Here is a 19,339-nt window from a genome sequence, read left to right on the forward strand (position 1 = left end):
CCTCGCGGAGTGAGGTGCGAGCATGAGTCTTCTCGTCGTCGGGCTGAGCCATCGCAGCGCGCCGGTGAGCGTGCTGGAGAGGGCGGCGCTCGCCCCTGAGGCGCGCGGCAAGCTGCTCCAGGACGCGGTGTCGGCCGAGCCGGCCACCGAGTCCGCGGTGCTCTCCACCTGCAACCGCATCGAGCTCTATGCCGACGTGGACAAGTTCCACGCCGGTGTCGCCGAGCTGTCCACCCTCCTGGCCCGCCACAGCGGCGTCGGCCTGGAGGAGCTGACTCCTTATCTCTACGTCCACTACGAGGACCGCGCCGTCCACCACCTCTTCTCGGTGGCCTGCGGCCTGGACTCGATGGTGGTCGGTGAGGGCCAGATCCTCGGCCAGATCAAGGACGCGCTGGCCGTCGCCCAGGAGCAGCACACCGCCGGGCGGCTGCTCAACGACCTCTTCCAGCAGGCCCTGCGGGTCGGCAAGCGCGCGCACAGCGAGACCGGGATCGACAAGGCCGGCCAGTCGCTGGTCACCTTCGGCCTGGAGCAGCTCGCCGGCGGCGCCGATGTCGCGCGGTGGGCGCACGGCCGGCGGGCGCTGGTGATCGGCGCCGGCTCGATGTCCTCGCTGGCCGCCACCACCCTCGTACGGAACGGCGTCGGCGAGCTGGTCGTGGCCAACCGCACGGTGGCGCGCGCCGAGCGGCTCGTGCAGATCCTCACCGAGCCGGGCGGACCGGGCGCCGGCACCGGGCTGGTCGCCCGCGCGGCGGCGATGTCCTGTGTCGACCATGAGCTCGCGGTCGCCGACATCGTGGTCTCCTGCACCGGGGCGGCCGGGCTGCTGCTGACCGGTGCCCAGGTCGCGACCGCGGTCCGCGGACGCGACAGCGAGGTGTACCTGCTCGACCTGGCCATGCCGCGCGACATCGACGCCGCGGTGCACCGGATCGAGGGCGCGCACCTCGTCGACATCGAGACGCTGGCCGACGCGTCCGCCACCGGGTCGGACCAGCCGACGCCGTCGGCGGGGCCCATGGCGGCCGACGTGGACAAGGTGCGCGGCATCGTCTCCGACGAGGTCGCCGCCTTCGGCGCCGCGCAGCGCGCCGCGCACATCACCCCCACCGTGGTCGCCCTGCGCACCATGGCGGCGGACGTCGTCAGCAGCGAGATCGCCCGGCTCGACGGCCGCCTTCCCGACCTGGACGACAAGCAGCGCGCGGAGATCACCCAGACCGTCCGCCGGGTCGTCGACAAGCTCCTGCACGCGCCCACCGTGCGGGTCAAGCAGCTCGCCAGCGAGCCCGGCGGCGCCGGATACGCGGACGCGCTGCGGGAACTCTTCGACCTCGACCCGCAGACGGTCGCCGCCGTCAGCAGGGCCGACACGCGGGCCGACCGGCACGATGCAGCACGGGAGCGGGCATGACTGACAGCACGATGAAGGCCCTGAGACTGGGGACGCGGCGGAGCAAGCTCGCCATGGCCCAGTCCGGTCAGGTCGCCGAGACGGTGCGCGAGCTGACGGGCCGCCCCGTCGAGCTCGTGGAGATCACCACCTACGGTGACACCTCCCGTGAGCACCTCGCGCAGATCGGCGGCTCCGGCGTCTTCGTCTCCGCGCTGCGCGACGCGCTGCTCGCCGGCGAGATCGACTTCGCGGTCCACTCGCTCAAGGACCTGCCGACCGCACAGCCCCAGGACCTGGTCCTGGCGGCCATACCCGTGCGCGAGGACCCCCGCGACGCGCTGATCGCCAGGGACGGGCTCCGGTTCGAAGAACTCCCGGACGGCGCGCGAGTGGGGACCGGGTCCCCCAGGAGGATGTCGCAGCTCAACGCCTGGGCCAGGGCGCTGGGCAAGCGCATCGAGACCGTCCCGATACGCGGGAACATCGACACCCGGATCGGCTTCGTCGAGAAGGGGGAGCTGGACGCGGTCGTCCTGGCCGCCGCCGGACTCACCCGGATCGGCCGGATCGACGCGGCGACGCAGCTGCTGTCGCCCGACATGGTTTTGCCCGCCCCCGGCCAGGGGGCACTGGCGATCGAGTGCGCCGCCGACCGTGCGGACCTCATCGCCATGCTCGCCGAGCTCGACGACCCGGTCACCCGGGCCGCCGTGACCGCCGAGCGTTCCCTGCTCGCCGCCCTGGAGGCCGGCTGTTCCGCTCCCGTGGCGGCACTGGCCGACCTTTCCCCAAGCTCTCGGCTGTGCTCGAGCAGGGGAGGCCCCAAGGCTGACGAGCAGGCTGTCACCGAAATGCACCTGCGCGGTGTCGTCGGCACGACCGACGGCAGCGCGGCGGTGCAGCTGTCCACCACCGGGCACGTACCTGCCTCTCTTGACGACGAATCGGTCCCGCTCACCATGGGCCGGGAACTCGCCGCCGAGATGCTCGCAAAGGGTGCGGCCGGTCTTATGGGGGAGCGAGCACTTTGAACCCCACCGTCCCAAACCACTCCGCCTCCGGTCAGGTCACCTTCCTGGGTGCCGGGCCGGGAGACCCGGGACTGCTGACGTTGCGTGCTGTGGAGGCGCTGGCCTCCGCGGACGTACTCATCGCCGACCCGCAGATCCTGGACGTCGTGCGCGTGCACGCACGCGCACAGGTGGACACACCACTGCAGGCGTCAGCTGACGAGGCGTCAATCCCCGCCGACATCCCCACCCTTAGGGACACCGCCAATCTTGTCATGGCGGCCGCCCGCGCGGGCAAGCGGGTCGTGCGAGCGGTGACCGGGGATCCCGGGCTCGACGGCTATGTCGCCGAGGAGATGCTGGCGTGCGCCGCCGAGGGGATCGTCTTCGAGGTGGTGCCCGGCGTGGCGGCCGCGGTCGGCGTGCCCGCGTACGCCGGTGTGCCGCTGCGCGACGCCCAGGGCACCGACGTGCGCTTCGTCGACGCCCGCAGCGCCGACGACCGCTGCTGGGCCGAGCTGGGCACCAGCGACGCCACCGCGGTGGTCTCCACCACCCTCGACTCGGTGGCCGCCGCCGCCGGCGAGCTGGTGGCCGCCGGCCGCAAGCCGGACACCCCGCTGACCGTCACCGTCGCCGGCACCACCACCCGGCAGCGCACCTGGACGGCGACCCTCGGGTCCGTCGCCCAGGTGCTGAAGGCCGCCAAGGTGCTGCCGTCGCCGGACGGCGGGCAGCCGGTCATAGCCGTGGTCGGTGAGCGCAGCGCGGCAGCGCAGCGGGACCAGCTCTCGTGGTTCGAGAACAAGCCGCTGTTCGGCTGGCGGGTGCTCGTACCGCGGACCAAGGAGCAGGCCGCGTCGCTCTCCGACCAGCTCGTCGCGTACGGCGCGGTGCCGCACGAGGTCCCGACCATCGCCGTCGAACCGCCGCGCACCCCGCAGCAGATGGAGCGCGCGGTCAAGGGCCTGGTCACCGGCCGCTACGAATGGATCGCCTTCACCTCGGTCAACGCCGTCAAGGCCGTCCGGGAGAAGTTCGAGGAGTACGGGCTCGACGCCCGCGCGTTCGCCGGGATCAAGGTCGCCGCGGTCGGCGAGCAGACCGCCAAGGCACTGGTCGCCTTCGGCGTGAAGCCGGACCTGGTGCCCGGCGGCGAGCAGTCCGCGGCCGGGCTGCTGGAGGACTGGCCGCCCTACGACCCGGTCTTCGACCCGATCGACCGGGTGTTCCTGCCGCGCGCCGACATCGCCACCGAGACGCTGGTGGCCGGCCTGATCGAGCTGGGCTGGGAGGTCGACGACGTCACCGCCTACCGGACCGTGCGCGCCTCGCCGCCGCCGGCCGAGACCCGCGAGGCGATCAAGGGCGGCGGCTTCGACGCGGTCCTGTTCACGTCCTCGTCGACCGTGCGGAACCTCGTCGGCATCGCCGGCAAGCCGCACAACGTGACCGTGATCGCCTGTATCGGCCCGGCCACCGCCAAGACCGCCGAGGAGCACGGGCTGCGCGTCGACGTGATGTCGCCCGAGCCGTCGGTGCACAAGCTGGCCGAAGCCCTCGCGGACTTCGGCGCGGCCCGGCGCGACGCGGCGATCGAGGCCGGGGACCCGGTCACCCGCCCCAGCGAGCGGCGGCCCGGCTCGCGCCGGCGGGCCCGTAGCTGACCGGCGGTACGTACGGCTCTGAAGGGCGCCTCTTTCGGGGGCGCCCTTCTGCCTGTCCGGGGTGCCCCGGCCCCGGGGGTGCGGGGCCCGGCCGGCCGACGCTGCGTCGGCAAAGGCGGGTGCGGGGCGGGCGTAGCGTGGGTGGCATGACGAAGTACGGAAGCTTCCCGGGCGCGCGACCGCGACGGCTGCGCACCACCCCCGCCATGCGGCGGATGGTCGCCGAGTACCGCCTGCATCCGGCCGACCTCATCCTGCCGGCGTTCGTACGGGAGGGCATCGCCGAGCCGGTGCCCCTCGCCGCGATGCCGGGCGTCGTCCAGCACACCCGCGACACCCTGCGCAAGGCAGCCGTCGAGGCGGTCGAGGCCGGGGTCGCCGGGATCATGCTGTTCGGCGTGCCGGACGACGCGAACAAGGACGCGGCCGGTACGGCGGGCACGGACCCCGACGGCATCCTCCAGCTCGCCATCCGGGACGTGCGGGCGGAGGTCGGCGACGACCTCGTCATCATGTCGGACCTGTGCCTGGACGAGTACACCGATCACGGGCACTGCGGGGTGCTGGACGCCGCGGGCCGGGTCGACAACGACGCGACCCTGGACCGGTACGCCGAGATGGCCCAGGTCCAGGCCGACGCGGGCGTCCATGTCGTGGGCCCCAGCGGCATGATGGACGGTCAGGTCGGCGTCGTCCGGGACGCGCTGGACCAGACCGGCCATGAGGACGTCTCGATCCTCGCCTACACCGCGAAGTATTCCTCGGCGTTCTTCGGCCCGTTCCGCGAGGCGGTGGGCTCGTCGCTGGAGGGCGACCGCAAGACCTACCAGCAGGACCCGGCCAACCTCCGCGAGTCGCTGCGCGAGCTGGCGCTCGATCTGGAGGAGGGCGCCGACATGGTGATGGTCAAGCCGGCGCTGCCCTACCTGGACGTGCTGGCGAAGATCGCGGACGCGGTGGACGTGCCGGTCGCCGCATACCAGGTCTCCGGCGAGTACGCGATGGTCGAGGCGGCCGCCGAGAAGGGCTGGATCGACCGCGACAAGGCGATCCTGGAGACCCTGACCGGCATCAAGCGGGCCGGCGCCGACATGATCCTCACGTACTGGGCGACGGAGGTCGCGCGGCGGCTGCGCGACTAGCCGACGCCGACGGTGGTTCCGCGACCGCGCCCGCACGTTCCGCAGGAGGTGTCAGGCGCAGTCGCGGACCGGGTCGTCATGCGTGATGACGCAGACGAGGCGGGCACCGCGCTGCCTGCCGTACCGCTGGAGGAGCGCGGTGCGGAACTCCCGCCACTGGCGGCGGGATTCGGTGATGGCACCCTGCACCGCCCGGCCGAAGTTCCCCGCCGCTTGGCCGCGTACGGTGCCGGGAGCGCTGGTCGCGCCCGAGACCGGGTCGATGGACCCCTCGTCCTTGTTGAGGTCGGCGTGGGTGATGCGCTGGGAACAGGCGCCGACCAGGAGTGAGAAGCAGCCCGTCGTCAGGTTCCGCGGAATCGCCCACGGCCGGGGCGGCCGGGGCGCGGCGAGATCCAGCAGCGGTGACGGCGCGGAGCGACCCAGGCCCGGGGGATTGACCAGGCTCACCGGGCGGGACGGGTCGCTGCGGTCCGTCCAGTTGCTGTGCGCGTAGAAGTCCTGGACTCCGTGCAGGGCGCGGCCGAACCCCTCCACGGCCTCGCACTTGGCCCGGCCGCCCAGACCGAGCGTGAAGGTGCAGTCGCTCCGCAGCCGCGTCTCCGAGGCCGTGACGCGTCCTCGGGCATCGAGTGTGCGGCGGGCCGCCGCGACCCCCTGCCGGAAGCGCGCCTGCAGGTGGGCGATGCAGCCGCGCAGCGCCTCGGTGGCCTGCCGCCGGCTCCGCGGATAGCCTCTCGCGTCCAGGTAGTCCGCGTTGTCGCAGTGCGCGGAGGAGTCGAGGGTCTCGTCCGAGTCCGGCGCGCCGACCGCGCCGAACGTCCATCTGTGCCCGGCGAGTTGATCGAGGGAGCGCGGCTCGAAGCAGGAGCCGTCGGAAGGGATCCCCGGAGCGCAGGCCAGCGCCGCCCGGGTGATCCGCTCGTGCTCCGCGTGCTGCCCGAACGCGTTGACCGTCCCGAAGGCGTCGGCGGGCCCGGCGGTCGCCAGCAGCAGAGCGGGAGTGACCACGGCCGTTGCCAGGAAGGCAGGCAGCCTGCGACTCGTCGTGTTACGCCCCCGCACGTGCAGCCCTCTTGGTTCCGTGATTCCCATGCCCGCCCCGGGCCGACGTCCAAGTTTAAACGGCCAGGTCGGGAGGGTGTGCCGGGCTGGTGGGCGGGCCGGGGCGGACGCGGTGAGCGCCGCCCGGGCCACCGGGGGTCCGCGCGCGGTCGGCGCGACCTGCCGGGAGCGGCCTCGTTGGACTCGACGGGTATCGGAAGGGAGCCCGTCATGACTCTCAAGAGCCCGGAGCGCGTGATGACACCGCTGCGCAAGGCCGCCGAGGCCGCCGAAGAAGCCAGCGGCCTGCGGGCCGAGATCATCCGGGGGGTTCTCATGATGTCGCCGACTCGGCGCGGCAAGCACGCGGGCATCATCAACGCGATCAGCAAACAGCTCCTCGGAGAGTTGCCTTCGCATCTGGACGTGTTCCAGGTCGCCTCGGTGCCCCTCCCCGACGACCCCGACGACTACGCCACCCCCGACCTCCTGATCTGCGACGCGGGGTTCGGCGAGTCCGACGAGTGGCTGGCGGACCCCGGTGACGTGGAGCTGGTCGTGGAGGTGGTTTCCAAGGGGAACAGCACCAAGGACACCCGCGACATGGTCGCCTGGTACGCCGACGCGGGCATTCCCACCTATCTCCTGATCGATCCGCGTGACGGTACGTGGACCATGTACTCCGTGCCGCGTGACGGCGAGTACCAGGCGCGCAGGCACGGCCTGTACGGGGAGGACGCCGAAGTCCCCGCGCTCGGGGTGAAGATCGTGACGGGAAGTCTGGCCCGGTACGCCTGACCCGGCCGGTACGGCGGAAAAGGACGAGTCCCCCGCACCAGAGGTGCGAGGGACTCGTGCGTGCGGCCCTGGAGCCGGGGCAGGTCCTTACAGGCGCTCGGGCGTCCGGATCCCCAGCAGCGCCATGCCCCGGTGCAGCGTGCGGGCGGTCAGGTCGCACAGGAAGAGGCGGTTCTCCACCTGCTCCGGGGTGTCCGCCTTCAGGACCGGGCACTGGTCGTAGAACGTCGTGTACAGCGACGCGAGTTGGTAGAGGTACGCGGCGAGCTTGTGCGGTGCGTACTCCGCCGCCGCCTCGGCGACGGTGTCGCCGAACGCGTCCACGTGCAGGCCCAGCGCCCGCTCCGCCGGGGCGAGCGCCAGCTCCGGGTGCGCGACCGGCTTCGTCTCGCCGGCCTTGCGCAGGATCGACTGGATACGGGCGTAGGCGTACTGGAGGTAGACGGACGTGTCGCCGTTGAGCGACACCATCTGGTCCAGGTCGAACTTGTAGTCCCGGCTCGGCGACGTCGACAGGTCCGCGTACTTCACCGCGCCGATGCCGACCTGAGCGGCCCGCTCCCGGATCTCGTCCTCGGTGAGGTCCTGCGCCTTCTCGCGCACCACCTCGGCGGCGCGCTGCACCGCCTCGTCGAGCAGGTCCTCCAGCCGCACCGTCTCGCCCGCACGCGTCTTGAACGGCTTGCCGTCCGCGCCGAGGACCGTGCCGTAGCCCATGTTGTGGGCGGTGACCCGGTCGTTCAGCCAGCCCGCCCGGCGGGCCGTCTCGAAGACCATCCGGAAGTGCAGCGACTGGCGGACGTCCACGACGTACAGCAGCGTCGTCGCGTCCAGGTCGGCGACGCGGTTGCGGATCGCCGACAGGTCGCTGGCCGCGTACCCGAAACCGCCGTCCGCCTTCTGCACGATCAGCGGGACCGGCTTGTCGTCCTTGCCCTTGATGTCGTCGAAGAAGACCACGAGCGCGCCTTCGGAGCGGACGGCGACGCCCGCCTCCTCCAGCATCCGGGCCGTCTCGGCCATCATGTCGTTGTACGCGGACTCGCCGACGATCTCCTCGTCGCGGATGTCCATGTCCAGCTTCTCGAAGACCGAGTAGAAGTAGATCTTCGACTCGTCCACGAACCGCTGCCACAGGTCGAGCGTCTCCGGGTCGCCGGACTGCAGCGCGACGACCCGCTTGCGGGCCCGCTCCTTGAACTCCTCGTCGGAGTCGAAGACCGCGCGCGACGCCTTGTAGACCCGGTTCAGGTTGCTCATCGCCTGCTCGCCGTCGGTGTCGGCGGCCGGGGCGGCCAGCTGGTCGGGGTTCTCGATCAGGTACTGGATGAGCATGCCGAACTGCGTGCCCCAGTCGCCGATGTGGTGGCGGCCGATCGTCTTCTCGCCGGTGAAGTCCAGCATGTTGCGCAGCGCGTCGCCGATCACCGCCGACCGCAGGTGGCCGACGTGCATCTCCTTGGCGACGTTCGGCTGCGCGTAGTCGACGACGGTCGTGCCCGGGGTGTCCTTGCGCGGCACGCCCAGCCGGTCGTCGGCGGCGCGCGCGGCGAGGGTCTCGACGATCGCCGCGTCGGCGACGGTGATGTTGAGGAACCCGGGGCCGGAGACCTCGACCTCCTTGAGGAGGCCGTCGGCGCCGATCGCGTCGACGACCTTGCCGGCCAGCTCCCGCGGGTTGCCCTTCAGCTTCTTGGCCAGCGCGAGCATGCCGTTGGCCTGGAAGTCGGCCCGGTCGCTGCGTCGCAGCAGCGGGTCCGCGGCGCCGGCCTCCGGCAGGGCTGCCGAGAGGGCGTCCGCGACGCGCTGGTTGACCGTAGCTGCGAGGGAAGGGACCGAGGCCATGGAGAGAGCACTCTCTTCTAGAGGAGTCGTTGCCGTAGGAGCAGTCGTTGCCGGGGAAAGGGTTTGCCACCGAGTATCCCACGGCACTACCACTGAATTTCCGTCCGGCGGGTGTCTGGGACAATGGCTCTGTCAGGCTTCTGTGCGTCCAGGCCCATCGACGCCGTGTCGCGGCCCAGGGGCCGTCCGGCCGTGACCCGTCGGACGGGCCCCGGCACCGCGGGGCCGGACGGCGCACCACAGCGCAGCGGAAAAGCACCAGGAAGAGGAAGGGCCGATCGTGGCTCAGCAGAGCACCGAGACCGACTGGGTCTCCAGGTTCGCGGACGAGGTCATTGCCGAGGCGGAGCGCCGCGCCCCCGGCAAACCGGTCGTCGTCGCCTCGGGCCTGAGCCCCTCCGGCCCGATCCACCTGGGCAACCTCCGCGAGGTCATGACCCCGCACCTGGTCGCGGACGAGATCCGCCGCCGCGGCCACGCGTGCGTGCACGTCCTCAGCTGGGACGACTTCGACCGCTACCGCAAGGTCCCGGCCGGCATCGACCCGTCCTGGGCGGAGCACATCGGCAAGCCGCTGACGTCCGTGCCGGCCCCGCCCGGCAGCCCGTACGGCAGCTGGGCCGAGCATTTCAGGGCGGCCATGGAGGAGGCCCTGGCGGAGCTGGGGATCGAGTACCGCGGCATCAGCCAGACCGAGATGTACACCTCCGGTGCCTACCGCGAGCAGGTGCTGCACGCGATGAAGCACCGCACCGACATCGACGCCGTCCTGGACCGCTACCGCACCAAGGACAAGGCCACCGGCAAGCCGAAGAAGCAGCAGAAGCCGGTCGACGAGGCGGAGCTGGAGGCAGCCGAGGGCTCCGGCGCGGCCGGCGAGGACGACGGCAGCGCCGGCGGTGCGGGCTACTTCCCGTACAAGCCGTACTGCACGGTCTGCGAGAAGGACCTGACCACGGTCACCTCGTACGACGACGAGACCACCGAGCTGGCCTACGAGTGCACCGCCTGCGGCCACTCCGAGACCGTGGTGCTGCGCGAGTTCGACCACGGCAAGCTGGTCTGGAAGGTCGACTGGCCGATGCGCTGGTCCTATGAGGGCGTGGTCTTCGAGCCGTCCGGTGTCGACCACTCCTCGCCCGGCTCGTCGTTCGTCGTCGGCGGTCAGATCGTCCGCGAGGTGTTCGGCGCCGACCAGCCGATCGGCCCGATGTACGCCTTCGTCGGCATCAGCGGCATGGCCAAGATGTCGTCGTCCAAGGGCGGGGTGCCCACCCCGGGCGACGCGCTGAAGATCATGGAGGCGCCGCTGCTGCGCTGGCTGTACGCCCGCCGCAAGCCCAACCAGTCCTTCAAGATCGCCTTCGACCAGGAGATCCAGCGGCTCTACGACGAGTGGGACAAGCTGGCGGCCAAGGTCGCGGAGGGCACCGCGCAGCCCGCGGACGCCGCGGCCTACACCCGGGCCATCGGCACCGCCGCCGGCGAACTGCCGCGCACGCCGCGCCCGCTGCCGTACCGCACGCTGGCGTCCGTCATGGACATCACCGCGGGCCATGACGAGCAGACCCTGCGCATCCTGAGCGACCTCGACCCGGAGAACCCGGTCACGTCCCTGGACGAGACCCGGCCGCGGCTCGACAAGGCCGAGTACTGGATCACCACCCAGGTCCCCGCCGACCAGCGCACCGTCGTCCGCGACGAGCCCGACGCGGAGCTGCTCGCCACCCTGGACGAGCAGGCCCGCGGTTCGCTGCGGCTGCTGCTCGACGGGCTGGACGACCACTGGTCTCTGGACGGTCTGACCACCCTGGTCTACGGCGTCCCGAAGGTCCAGGCGGGCCTCACGCCGGACGCCAAGCCGACCCCGGAGCTGAAGGCCGCCCAGCGCGCGTTCTTCGCCCTGCTCTACAACCTCCTGGTCGGCCGCGACACCGGGCCGCGGCTGCCCACGCTTCTGCTGGCGGTGGGCGCCGACCGGGTGCGGAAGCTGCTGGCCGGCTGAGCGCGCGGCGCACCGTCCGCGATCGGGGCCGGCCCGGGGAGACGCACCCCGGGCCGGCCCCGGTCCGTTTCCCGGGTGGAGGCCGGTCCTACGGGATGTGCTCGGCCTCCAGCTCCATGCGGATGCGGGCCCGGAACTCCCGGACGAAGCCGCGCAGATAGCGCTCGCTGAGCGGCCCGCCGTCCCGGCCCGTGTACCCGTAGAACTCCAGCAGATAGCGGCCGAACTGCCGGGAGTCCGGGAAGTCGTTCTTCTCCGCCACGTACTCGCGGAACGCGGCGAAGTACTTCTCGTCGCGCGGAGCGTCGCCGGGGATATCAGGGATATCAGGGATATCGGAGGTCTCGGCGATGTCCCGGATATCTGGGCCGACTGGGATGTCTGGGGCGACTGGGACGACTGGGACGTCGGCGGGATCGGGGAGGCCGGGGCGGCCGCCGGGTACGTCCCGCGGGGCGGTCTCCGCGACCGCCCGCGGGCCGCCGTCGGTGCGGGCGCCGGGCAGGCCGGCCCCCGCACTCCCCAGTGGCCGGCTGCGCCCCGGCCCCACGGGAACGGTCAACTGGGGCGCGGGAGCGGGAAGTTCGGGTTCCACCTCGGGAGCGGGCCCCGGATCGGGTGCTGCCACGGGTGCGGGCGCTGATTCCGGTACGGGCGCGGGTTCCGGTAGGCGGGCGGCTTCCACCGCGGGCCGCGGAACGTCCACCGCGGGCCGGGGCGCGTCCGGTACGGCTTTGGCGGCACCGTCCTGGGCGGCGTCGCCGACCCCCTCGTCCCGTACGGGCGCCGGCAGCGCGATCCCGGCCGCCGCCAGGCCCGCCGGCGCCGTCTGCGCCAGCGGTACGCCGTAGCGGGCCAGTCGCAGCGGCATCAGCGACTCGACGGGGGCCCTGCGGCGCCAGGCGCGTCCGTAGCGGGCGCGCAGTCGCGCCTGGTAGACGAGGCGGTCCTGTTCGAGCTGGATGACCTGGTCGTAGGAGCGCAGCTCCCACAGCTTCATCCGCCGCCACAGCCGGAAGGTGGAGGGGAAGGCGAGCAGCCAGCGGGTGAGCCGGACGCCCTCCATGTGCTTGTCGGCGGTGATGTCGGCGATCCTGCCGACGGCGTGCCGGGCGGCCTCGACGGCGACGACGAAGAGCAGCGGGATCACCGCGTGCATGCCGACGCCCAGCGCGTCGGGCCAGGCCGCGGCCCCGTTGAACGCGATGGTCGCGGCGGTCAGCAGCCAGGCCGCCTGGCGCAGCAGCGGGAAGGGGATGCGGATCCAGGTGAGCAGCAGGTCCAGCGCCAGCAGGACCACGATCCCGGCGTCGATGCCTATCGGGAAGACGACCGCGAAGGCGCCGAAGCCCTTCTTCTCGGCCAGCGCGCGCACCGCGGCGTAGGAGCCGGTGAAGCCGATGGCCGCGATCAGGACTGCCCCGGCGATCACCACGCCTATCAGGACGCGGTGCGTGCGGGTCAACTGGGCGGTCTGTGTCGCGGACACCCGCGGTCCCTCCCCGGACTCGGCGAATTGGCGCGCATAGCGTTGCACACCCGTTCACGCCGGGCCGGGGAGGGCCGGGACGAGCGCTCGGGTCAGGCGTTGGCCTTGGCCCCGGCCGCGACGGCCTCCTTGGCGGCGGCCTGGGCGAGCTTGAGGAGGTCGGTGCCGTCGGGGGTGTCGGCGCCGGCCATGCCCGCGCCGTTGTAGTTGATGGTGACGACGATGTTGGCGCTGCGGGCCACGATCGTCGTGTTCTTGAAGTCGTTGCCGTCCTTCGAGATGTCGTAGGCGACGGCGGTGGCGGCGTCGCCGGTGCCGGCGACCGGCGCCGCGGCGACCTTCTTGGCGCCCTGGGTGCCCTTCGCGTCGGCGACCTGCTTGGTGTAGTAGTCCGTGGCGCGCTTCTCACCGGAGCCGATGCCCGCGGCGGAGTCGTAGCGCTGGTAGGCGACGTCCAGCCAGCGGAACTGGGTGCCGTCGACGCCCTGGTCGTCCGAGCTGGTCCAGGAGCAGGCGCCGCGGGCGGTGGCGTCGGTGGACTTGGCCTGGTCGCCGGCCGCGTCCTTCACCTTGGGCAGCAACTTGTCGATGGTGTCCTTGGTGAACGCCTGGCACGGGTTCGGCAGCTTCTTGTACTTCGCCGCGGCGACGGTCGGCGACGGGTTGCCGGCGCTGCTGGACGAGCCGGAGGGAGTGCTGTCACCGGAGCTCTTGCCGCTCGACGAGCCGGAGCAGCCGGCGACGAGCAGCACCGGTACTGCTGCGCAGGTGAGAAGGCTGGCGAGTCGCTTGGCTGAACGGTGCATGGTTCCTTCGCTGTTCGTCGTCGTGGAGTCGACACGGACCCTTGTGGAGCGGGTTGCCCTGCCTCGGGGTGGGGCGGGGCTAGAGGGCACGGTACGCGGCGGAGCGAGGGAGGCGGCCGTTTCGTGGCGATCGGCACAAGGGGGTAATTCGGGCATAAGCGACCCTAGTTACTCATTCGAGGTTATTGCCGCTTACAGCGCTATTCGCCGAGGTGGTCGGCCAGCTCGCCGGCCAGTGAACGGGCCTTGTCCTGCAGTTCCTGGCTTTCCGGCAGCTTCGTCTTGTCCACGGACCACTGGTCGTAGGTGATCGTCACGATGACGTTCGACGTGCGAAAGACCACAGTGACGTCGCGGTGCACTCCGGAGTCCGTGGTGACCAGTTTGTCGTTGAGGAACGCCGCGTCGCCGAGGTTTTCGAGCTCGCGCGGGGCGAGCGGGCTGCCGGGGGTGGCTCCGGGGTCGGACGGGGTGGCTCCGGGGTCGGACGGGGTGGCGGACGGCGCGGCGGCGCCCCCGTTCGCCTTCTTCCCGCCGGCGTCGGCGCCCTTGTCCGTGGCCTGGTCCGTGGGGGCGTCCTTGGGGCTGGCGTCGGCCGAGGGGGAGCCGGAGCTGCCGGCCGGGATCTTCGCGGCCTGCTGCTTGCCGGTGTAGATCTCCTGCGCCCGGTCGTCGTCGCTGACCGCGGCGTTGTACGAGACCACGCGCTGGATGTCGAGGGTCAGATGGCGGGTGCCCTCGCTGGTCTCGCGGGTCCACTGGCAGCCGACGCGGCGGTCGGTGTCGTAGGTGATGTCGGCCCGGCCGGCGTAGATCTTCGCGGCGTCGGCCTGCGACAGCGGTTGGTCGTCGCCGGGCAGCATGGCGCGCACGGTGTTGCGCGAGGGCAGGCCGCAGGCTTCCGGGAGGGTCTGGTAGCGGCCGGGCTGGGCGGACTGGGCGGACGCGGTGGCGCCGCTGCCCTTGCCGTCGCCGCCGCCGGTGCCGGTGGCGGAGCCGCTGGTGCAGCCGGTGAGGCCGGCGGCCAGTGCCGCGGTGACCAGCAGCGCGGCACCGGGGACGAACGATTTGCGCGGCATCGTTCGCGGCTCCTTCCCTGCGGAAATGCGGTTGCCGCCGGATGGCGGCGGGTGGACACAATGTCTACCGCACGTCTTGCCGCACATGCCGGTCCGGCGTCCATGATCGGATGCATTGTCCGTCTTTTGCGTTTTTCGGATTTTCGGGGGAATGAGTCAGATATGTCGTACACCGAAGTGCCCGGTGCCCAGGTGCCGATCCGGATGTGGACCGATCCGGCCACGGTCGAGGGTGTCGCGATGCAGCAGCTGCGCAATGTCGCCACGCTGCCGTGGATCAAGGGCCTGGCCGTGATGCCGGATGTGCACTTCGGCAAGGGGGCCACCGTCGGCTCGGTCATCGCGATGCGCGGCGCGGTCTGCCCGGCCGCGGTCGGCGTCGACATCGGCTGTGGAATGAGCGCCGTCAGGACCTCGCTCACGGCCAATGACCTTCCTGGCGATCTGTCCCGGCTGCGGTCCAAGATCGAGCAGGCGATCCCGGTGGGCCGCGGGATGCACGACGAGCCGCTCGACCCGGGCCGCATCCACGGTTTCCCGACGGCGGGCTGGAGCGACTTCTGGGCCCGTTTCGACGGGGTCGCGGAGGCCGTCAGGTTCCGTCAGGAGCGGGCCGCCAAGCAGATGGGCTCGCTCGGGTCCGGGAACCACTTCATCGAGTTCTGCCTCGACGAGAACGGCTCCGTGTGGCTGATGCTGCATTCCGGCTCCCGGAACATCGGCAAGGAACTGGCCGAGTTCCACATCGAGCAGGCCCGGAAGCTGCCGCACAACCAGGGGCTGGTCGACCGGGACCTCGCCGTCTTCATCGCGGACACCCCGCAGATGGCCGCGTACCGCAACGACCTGTTCTGGGCGCAGGAATACGCCAAGCACAACCGCGAAGTGATGATGGCCCTCTTCCAGGACGTCATCCGCAAGGAGTTCCGCAAGGCCCGGCCGGTCTTCGACCCGGTGATCTCCTGCCACCACAACTATGTGGCGGAGGAGCGCTACGAGGGCATGGACCTGCTGGTGACCCGTAAGGGCGCGATCCGGGCGGGCAGTGGCGAATACGGGATCATCCCGGGCTCGATGGGCACGGGTTCGTACATCGTCAAGGGCCTCGGGAACCCCGCGTCCTTCAACTCCGCCTCGCACGGCGCAGGCCGCAAGATGAGCCGGAACGCCGCCAAGAAGCGGTTCTCCACCCGCGATCTGGAGGAGCAGACGCGGGGCGTGGAGTGCCGTAAGGACTCCGGGGTGGTCGACGAGATCCCCGGCGCCTACAAGCCGATCGAGAAGGTCATGGAGCAGCAGCGGGACCTGGTGGAGGTCGTCGCCAAGCTCAAGCAGGTGGTGTGCGTGAAGGGTTGAGCGATGCGCGGGTGCGACGCGTTGGGCGCCGCACCCGGTTTCGGGGCTGCCGCCCCCGGCTTGGGGGCGCCGCAGCCCCGTTCTCGTTCCCGGGCGCCGTACTCCCGTTGCCGGGCGTCCCCTCCCGTTCTCGGGCGCCGCACTCCGGTTCCTGGGCACCGCAATCCCGTTCTCGGGAGGTGTTCCGTTCTTGGGCGGTGTTCGGCTCGCGGTCGCGGCACCCCTGCTTCTGGCCGGCGTTCGGCTCCCGGTTCGTGGTTCGGCTGGGAGTCCCTGGGGGTGAGGGTGAGGGTGAGGTCGTAGGCAGGGGCGGGGAGCGATGCCGGGGCCGGGGGTGGGGCCGGGGCGGCGGGCCCGAGCTCCCGGAGTGGGGGGCTACGGACCGCCGCCCGTGGTGCGCCGGGCCGCCGGCTCGCCGGTCCTCAACTGGTGCGGTGGACCTTGGTGTTGGACGCCTGGGCGCGCGGGCGGACCACCAGGAGGTCGATGTTGACGTGCGGTGGGCGGGTGATCGCCCAGGCGACGGTGTCGGCGACGTCCTCCGCGCTGAGCGGCTCGGCCACACCCTCGTAGACCTTCGCGGCCTTGGCGTTGTCGCCGCGGAACCGGGTGCTGGCGAACTCCTCCGTCTTGACCATCCCGGGCGCGACCTCGATGACGCGTACCGGCTGGCCGCACAGCTCCAGCCGGAGCGTCTCGGCGATGACATGGGCGCCGTGCTTGGCGGCGACATATCCGCCGCCGCCTTCGTACGTGCCGTGCCCGGCGGTGGAGGAGAGGACGACCACGGTGCCCTCGCCCGACGCGGTCAGCGCGGGAAGCAGCGCCTGCGTCATGTGGAGGACGCCGAGCACGTTGACCTCGTACATCGCGCGCCAGTCGGCGGGGTCGCCGGTGGCGACCGGCTCGGCGCCGAGCGCGCCGCCGGCGTTGTTGACCAGCACGTCGATGGAGGGGAAACGGTCGAGCGAGTGGGCGAAGGCGTCGACGGCGGCCCGGTCGGTCACGTCGAGCGCGTACGCCTCGGCATGCGGCAGCTCGGCGGCGAGTGCCTCGATGCGGTCCTTTCGGCGGGCGGTGAGCACGACGCGGTAGCCGGCGGCGGCCAGGGCCCGTGCGGTCGCGGCGCCGATGCCGCTGCTCGCTCCGGTGACGACGGCGGTACGGACGTCGGCGGTGTCGGCGTTGGCAGCTGCGGCCTCGGCGGTCATGACGCTCTCCCTTGCGGACGGTGCGGGGTGGTGCGCGAGTGGTACGCGGTGGCGCTGACGCTGGTGCTGTTACGTCGTGGCGCGGCCGGCACGGGCGGTGCGGTCGGCATGAGCGGTGTGGCTCATGCGTCTCAGGTGGCTCGTGTGGCTGGTGCTTCGTGTGTGGCCAGGATATGCAGTGGCGGACGGGCTGTTGACGGGGACCGGTGGGGGGTGGTGCGCGGCCGGGGGAGTGGGACGGGGGTGTGCGGGGGCGCTCGGCCGCGTCCCAGCGGTGCCGGGCCAGGCCCTGAGCCATGGGACGGGCTTTGCCCACCGGCAGGCACTGACCCATCGGATGGGTCCCGGCTCAGCGCCCCCGCGGCGCGTACATGATCACGGCCATGCCGGCGAGGCAGATCAGCGCCCCGATGACGTCCCACCGGTCGGGGCGGTAGCCGTCCGCGACCATGCCCCAGGCCAGCGATCCGGCGACGAACACCCCTCCGTACGCGGCGAGGATGCGGCCGAAATGCGCGTCCGTCTGGAGCGTGGCCACGAAGCCGTACACCCCGAGGGCGATCACTCCCGCTCCGATCCACGCCCAGCCCTTGTGCTCCCGCACCCCCTGCCAGACGAGCCAGGCACCGCCGATCTCGAAGAGCGCGGCGACGACGAACAGGGCTGCGGAACGGGCGATGAGCATGGGACTCAGCGTAGGGAAAGCAGCGCTTGGGGCCGGGACGGGGGCACGGACCGTCCGCCGGGCGCCGACCGGCCCCGGTGCCCGGTGGGCCTGGCGGCACCGGTCGGCGCGGTCGCCGGCAGGCGGCGGTGCGGGCCTCAGCCGAGAGGCTCCGGCTGTATTCGCGCGGCGGGGCGCACCGCGTCCGCCGGAGCGGGGCCGGCCGGCGCGCCGGTCCAGCGGGCGAGGGCGGTATGGAGCGACGCGGCACGCTCGGCGGGGGCGGTGGCGTCGGTGGCCCAGGCGATATAGCCGTCGGGGCGCACCAGCAGGGCGGTGCGGCGGTCGCTCCGCCAGGAGGCGGTGACGACCCGGTCGCCGGGGGGAACGGGGCCGGTGCCCGCGTCCGCCGCGACTGCCAGAGCTTCGTCCGCGGGAGTGATAAGGACGAACGCGCCCTGGCGGAGCAGCTCGTAGAGGCGGCTGCCGCCGGCCAGTTGGACGTCCGGGGCCCGGCGGCCGGCGAGCGCGTGCGCGCCGCGCTCGGCCCGATAGGCGACATCGATGCCGGAGACATTGCCGATCGCGCGGCGGGACAGCGGCGGCAGGCGGTTGATGAGCTGAGCGGCGAGCCCGCGGGCGGCCCGTCCCGCCGCGGACTGCACCAGCGCGAGGCGGATGATCGCGCCGCTGCTGCGCAGCACCTGCGTGCCGACCGGATGGCGCTCGGCCTGATAGCTGTCCAGCAGGCTGTCGGGGGAGTGGCCCTTCAGCACCGCCGTCAGCTTCCAGCTGAGGTTGGCCGCGTCCTGAAGGCCGACGTTCATCCCCTGGCCGCCGGCCGGGGAGTGGATGTGTGCGGCGTCGCCGGCGAGGAAGACCCGGCCGACGCGGTAGGCGGGAGCCTGGCGCTCGTCGCTGCGGAAGCGCGAGACCCAACGGGCCTCGTGCATACCGAAGTCGGTGCCGAAGGCGAGGCGGGTGACCTCGCGGACCTCGGCGAGATCCACGGGGGCGTCGTCGTCCTGCTGGGCACGGCGGTTCCAGCCGATGGCGCGGTACCAGCCGTCGCCGAACGAGCCGATCAGGCCGAAGGCGTCACGGGTGGCGTTGATGGAGAAGGCGGAGTCGGGCTCCTGGGCCAGCCGCACATCGGCGAGCACCACGGAGCGGATCACCGCCTTGCCGGGGAAGGGCAGGCCGATGGCCTCCCGGACGGTGCTGCGCCCGCCGTCGGTGCCGACCGCATAGCAGGCCCGGGAGCTGCCGATGCCCTCCGCCGTGCGGAACCGCACCGTCACCCCGGACGCGTCCTGGTCGAGGCCCAGCACCTCGGACCCGTATTGGAAGGTGACGCCGGCCTGCCGGGCGCGCCGCTCCAGCAGCCGCTCCACCTCGTACTGCGGGGTGATCAGAACGAAGGGGAAGCGGGACGGGAGGCGGCCCGGGGCGAGCACCGCGTCACCGAACATCTGAAGGCCGGTGAGCCGGTGGCCGCCGGCGACCAGCTCATCGGCGAGTCCGCGGGCGTCCAGCTGCTCCAGTGAGCGGGCGTGCACGGCGAGGGCGCGGCTGAGATTGCTGGTGGTGTCGTCGCGGCGCTCCAGGAGCGTGACGTCGAGGCCGGCCTCGGCGAGGTCTCCGGCGAGCAGCAGTCCCGTCGGGCCCGCGCCGACGACGAGGACATCCGCGTCCCGGCCGTCGGCGGCGGCGCCCGCGCGGCGTGTGGTCGCCGCCGCGGTGCCGGTGTCGCTGCTGCGGTGGGTGCTGCGGTCTGCGGGCTTGCGGTTGAGGGCATCCATGACTGCCGCCTCCTTTGCC

General features: G+C 72.1%; 15 protein-coding genes. 7 read left to right on the forward strand and 8 right to left on the reverse strand.

Annotation, left to right across the window (positions count from 1 at the left end; translation table 11 throughout):
* Positions 1–22: 22 nt before the first annotated feature.
* The 4 genes from GR130_RS01610 to hemB all read left to right on the forward strand — a co-directional run bounded on the left by GR130_RS01610 (position 23) and on the right by hemB (position 5,221).
* Positions 23–1,420 (forward strand): glutamyl-tRNA reductase, encoded by a 1,398-nt coding sequence (locus GR130_RS01610; RefSeq protein WP_159503054.1) that lies wholly within the window; start codon positions 23–25, stop codon positions 1,418–1,420.
* Positions 1,417–2,433, forward strand: a complete 1,017-nt coding sequence (gene hemC, locus GR130_RS01615) for a hydroxymethylbilane synthase (protein ID WP_159503055.1) — start codon at positions 1,417–1,419, stop codon at positions 2,431–2,433. Before GR130_RS01610 ends, hemC begins: the two co-directional genes overlap by 4 nt.
* Positions 2,430–4,079 carry a uroporphyrinogen-III synthase gene (locus GR130_RS01620; protein WP_159503056.1) on the forward strand — a complete coding sequence of 550 codons (1,650 nt, stop codon included), beginning with the start codon at positions 2,430–2,432 and terminating at the stop codon, positions 4,077–4,079. The genes hemC and GR130_RS01620 overlap by 4 nt, the downstream gene beginning before the upstream one ends.
* 146 nt (positions 4,080–4,225) lie before the next feature.
* Positions 4,226–5,221, forward strand: coding sequence for a porphobilinogen synthase (gene hemB / locus GR130_RS01625; protein WP_159503057.1), 996 nt, complete (start codon positions 4,226–4,228; stop codon positions 5,219–5,221).
* Between the two features lie 51 nt (positions 5,222–5,272).
* Here hemB and GR130_RS01630 read toward each other — a convergent pair whose 3' ends face one another.
* Positions 5,273–6,232 (reverse strand): Het-C domain-containing protein, encoded by a 960-nt coding sequence (locus GR130_RS01630; RefSeq protein WP_236572676.1) that lies wholly within the window; start codon positions 6,230–6,232, stop codon positions 5,273–5,275.
* Between the two features lie 264 nt (positions 6,233–6,496).
* On the opposite strand from GR130_RS01630, the gene GR130_RS01635 reads away from it, so the two are divergent.
* Positions 6,497–7,063, forward strand: coding sequence for a Uma2 family endonuclease (locus tag GR130_RS01635; protein WP_201304772.1), 567 nt, complete (start codon positions 6,497–6,499; stop codon positions 7,061–7,063).
* A gap of 87 nt (positions 7,064–7,150) precedes the next feature.
* Here GR130_RS01635 and argS read toward each other — a convergent pair whose 3' ends face one another.
* The gene (gene argS, locus GR130_RS01640) at positions 7,151–8,908 is read right to left on the reverse strand and encodes an arginine--tRNA ligase (protein WP_159503059.1); all 1,758 of its coding nucleotides are present in this window, start codon (positions 8,906–8,908) and stop codon (positions 7,151–7,153) included.
* A gap of 280 nt (positions 8,909–9,188) precedes the next feature.
* Between argS and lysS the strand changes: the two genes are divergently transcribed.
* Positions 9,189–10,913, forward strand: a complete 1,725-nt coding sequence (gene lysS, locus GR130_RS01645) for a lysine--tRNA ligase (RefSeq protein ID WP_159503060.1) — start codon at positions 9,189–9,191, stop codon at positions 10,911–10,913.
* Between the two features lie 88 nt (positions 10,914–11,001).
* Here the strand turns inward: lysS and GR130_RS01650 are convergent, their stop codons facing one another.
* The 3 genes from GR130_RS01650 to GR130_RS01660 all read right to left on the reverse strand — a co-directional run bounded on the left by GR130_RS01650 (position 11,002) and on the right by GR130_RS01660 (position 14,287).
* Complete coding sequence (locus GR130_RS01650; protein WP_236572686.1) at positions 11,002–12,402, reverse strand: DUF2637 domain-containing protein; 1,401 nt, start codon at positions 12,400–12,402, stop codon at positions 11,002–11,004.
* Positions 12,403–12,494: 92 nt separating this feature from the next.
* Positions 12,495–13,208, reverse strand: coding sequence for a DUF3558 family protein (locus tag GR130_RS01655; protein ID WP_159503061.1), 714 nt, complete (start codon positions 13,206–13,208; stop codon positions 12,495–12,497).
* 200 nt (positions 13,209–13,408) lie between these two features.
* Positions 13,409–14,287 (reverse strand): hypothetical protein, encoded by an 879-nt coding sequence (locus tag GR130_RS01660; protein WP_159503062.1) that lies wholly within the window; start codon positions 14,285–14,287, stop codon positions 13,409–13,411.
* Positions 14,288–14,449: 162 nt separating this feature from the next.
* Here GR130_RS01660 and GR130_RS01665 point away from each other — a divergent pair, with 162 nt between their 5' ends.
* Positions 14,450–15,643 (forward strand): RtcB family protein, encoded by a 1,194-nt coding sequence (locus GR130_RS01665; RefSeq protein ID WP_159503063.1) that lies wholly within the window; start codon positions 14,450–14,452, stop codon positions 15,641–15,643.
* 422 nt (positions 15,644–16,065) lie between these two features.
* On the opposite strand, the gene GR130_RS01670 is transcribed toward GR130_RS01665, so the two are convergent.
* The 3 genes from GR130_RS01670 to GR130_RS01680 all read right to left on the reverse strand — a co-directional run bounded on the left by GR130_RS01670 (position 16,066) and on the right by GR130_RS01680 (position 19,320).
* A complete protein-coding gene (locus GR130_RS01670) occupies positions 16,066–16,854 on the reverse strand; it encodes an SDR family oxidoreductase (RefSeq protein WP_159503064.1) in 789 nt (262 codons plus the stop codon).
* Positions 16,855–17,203: 349 nt separating this feature from the next.
* Positions 17,204–17,539, reverse strand: coding sequence for a YnfA family protein (locus GR130_RS01675; protein ID WP_159503065.1), 336 nt, complete (start codon positions 17,537–17,539; stop codon positions 17,204–17,206).
* Between the two features lie 137 nt (positions 17,540–17,676).
* Entirely contained in the window at positions 17,677–19,320 is a 1,644-nt protein-coding gene (locus tag GR130_RS01680; RefSeq protein WP_159503066.1) for an FAD-dependent oxidoreductase, read from the reverse strand.
* Positions 19,321–19,339: the final 19 nt, after the last annotated feature.

It is taken from the genome of Streptomyces sp. GS7 (assembly GCF_009834125.1).
Taxonomy (GTDB): Bacteria; Actinomycetota; Actinomycetes; order Streptomycetales; family Streptomycetaceae; genus Streptomyces.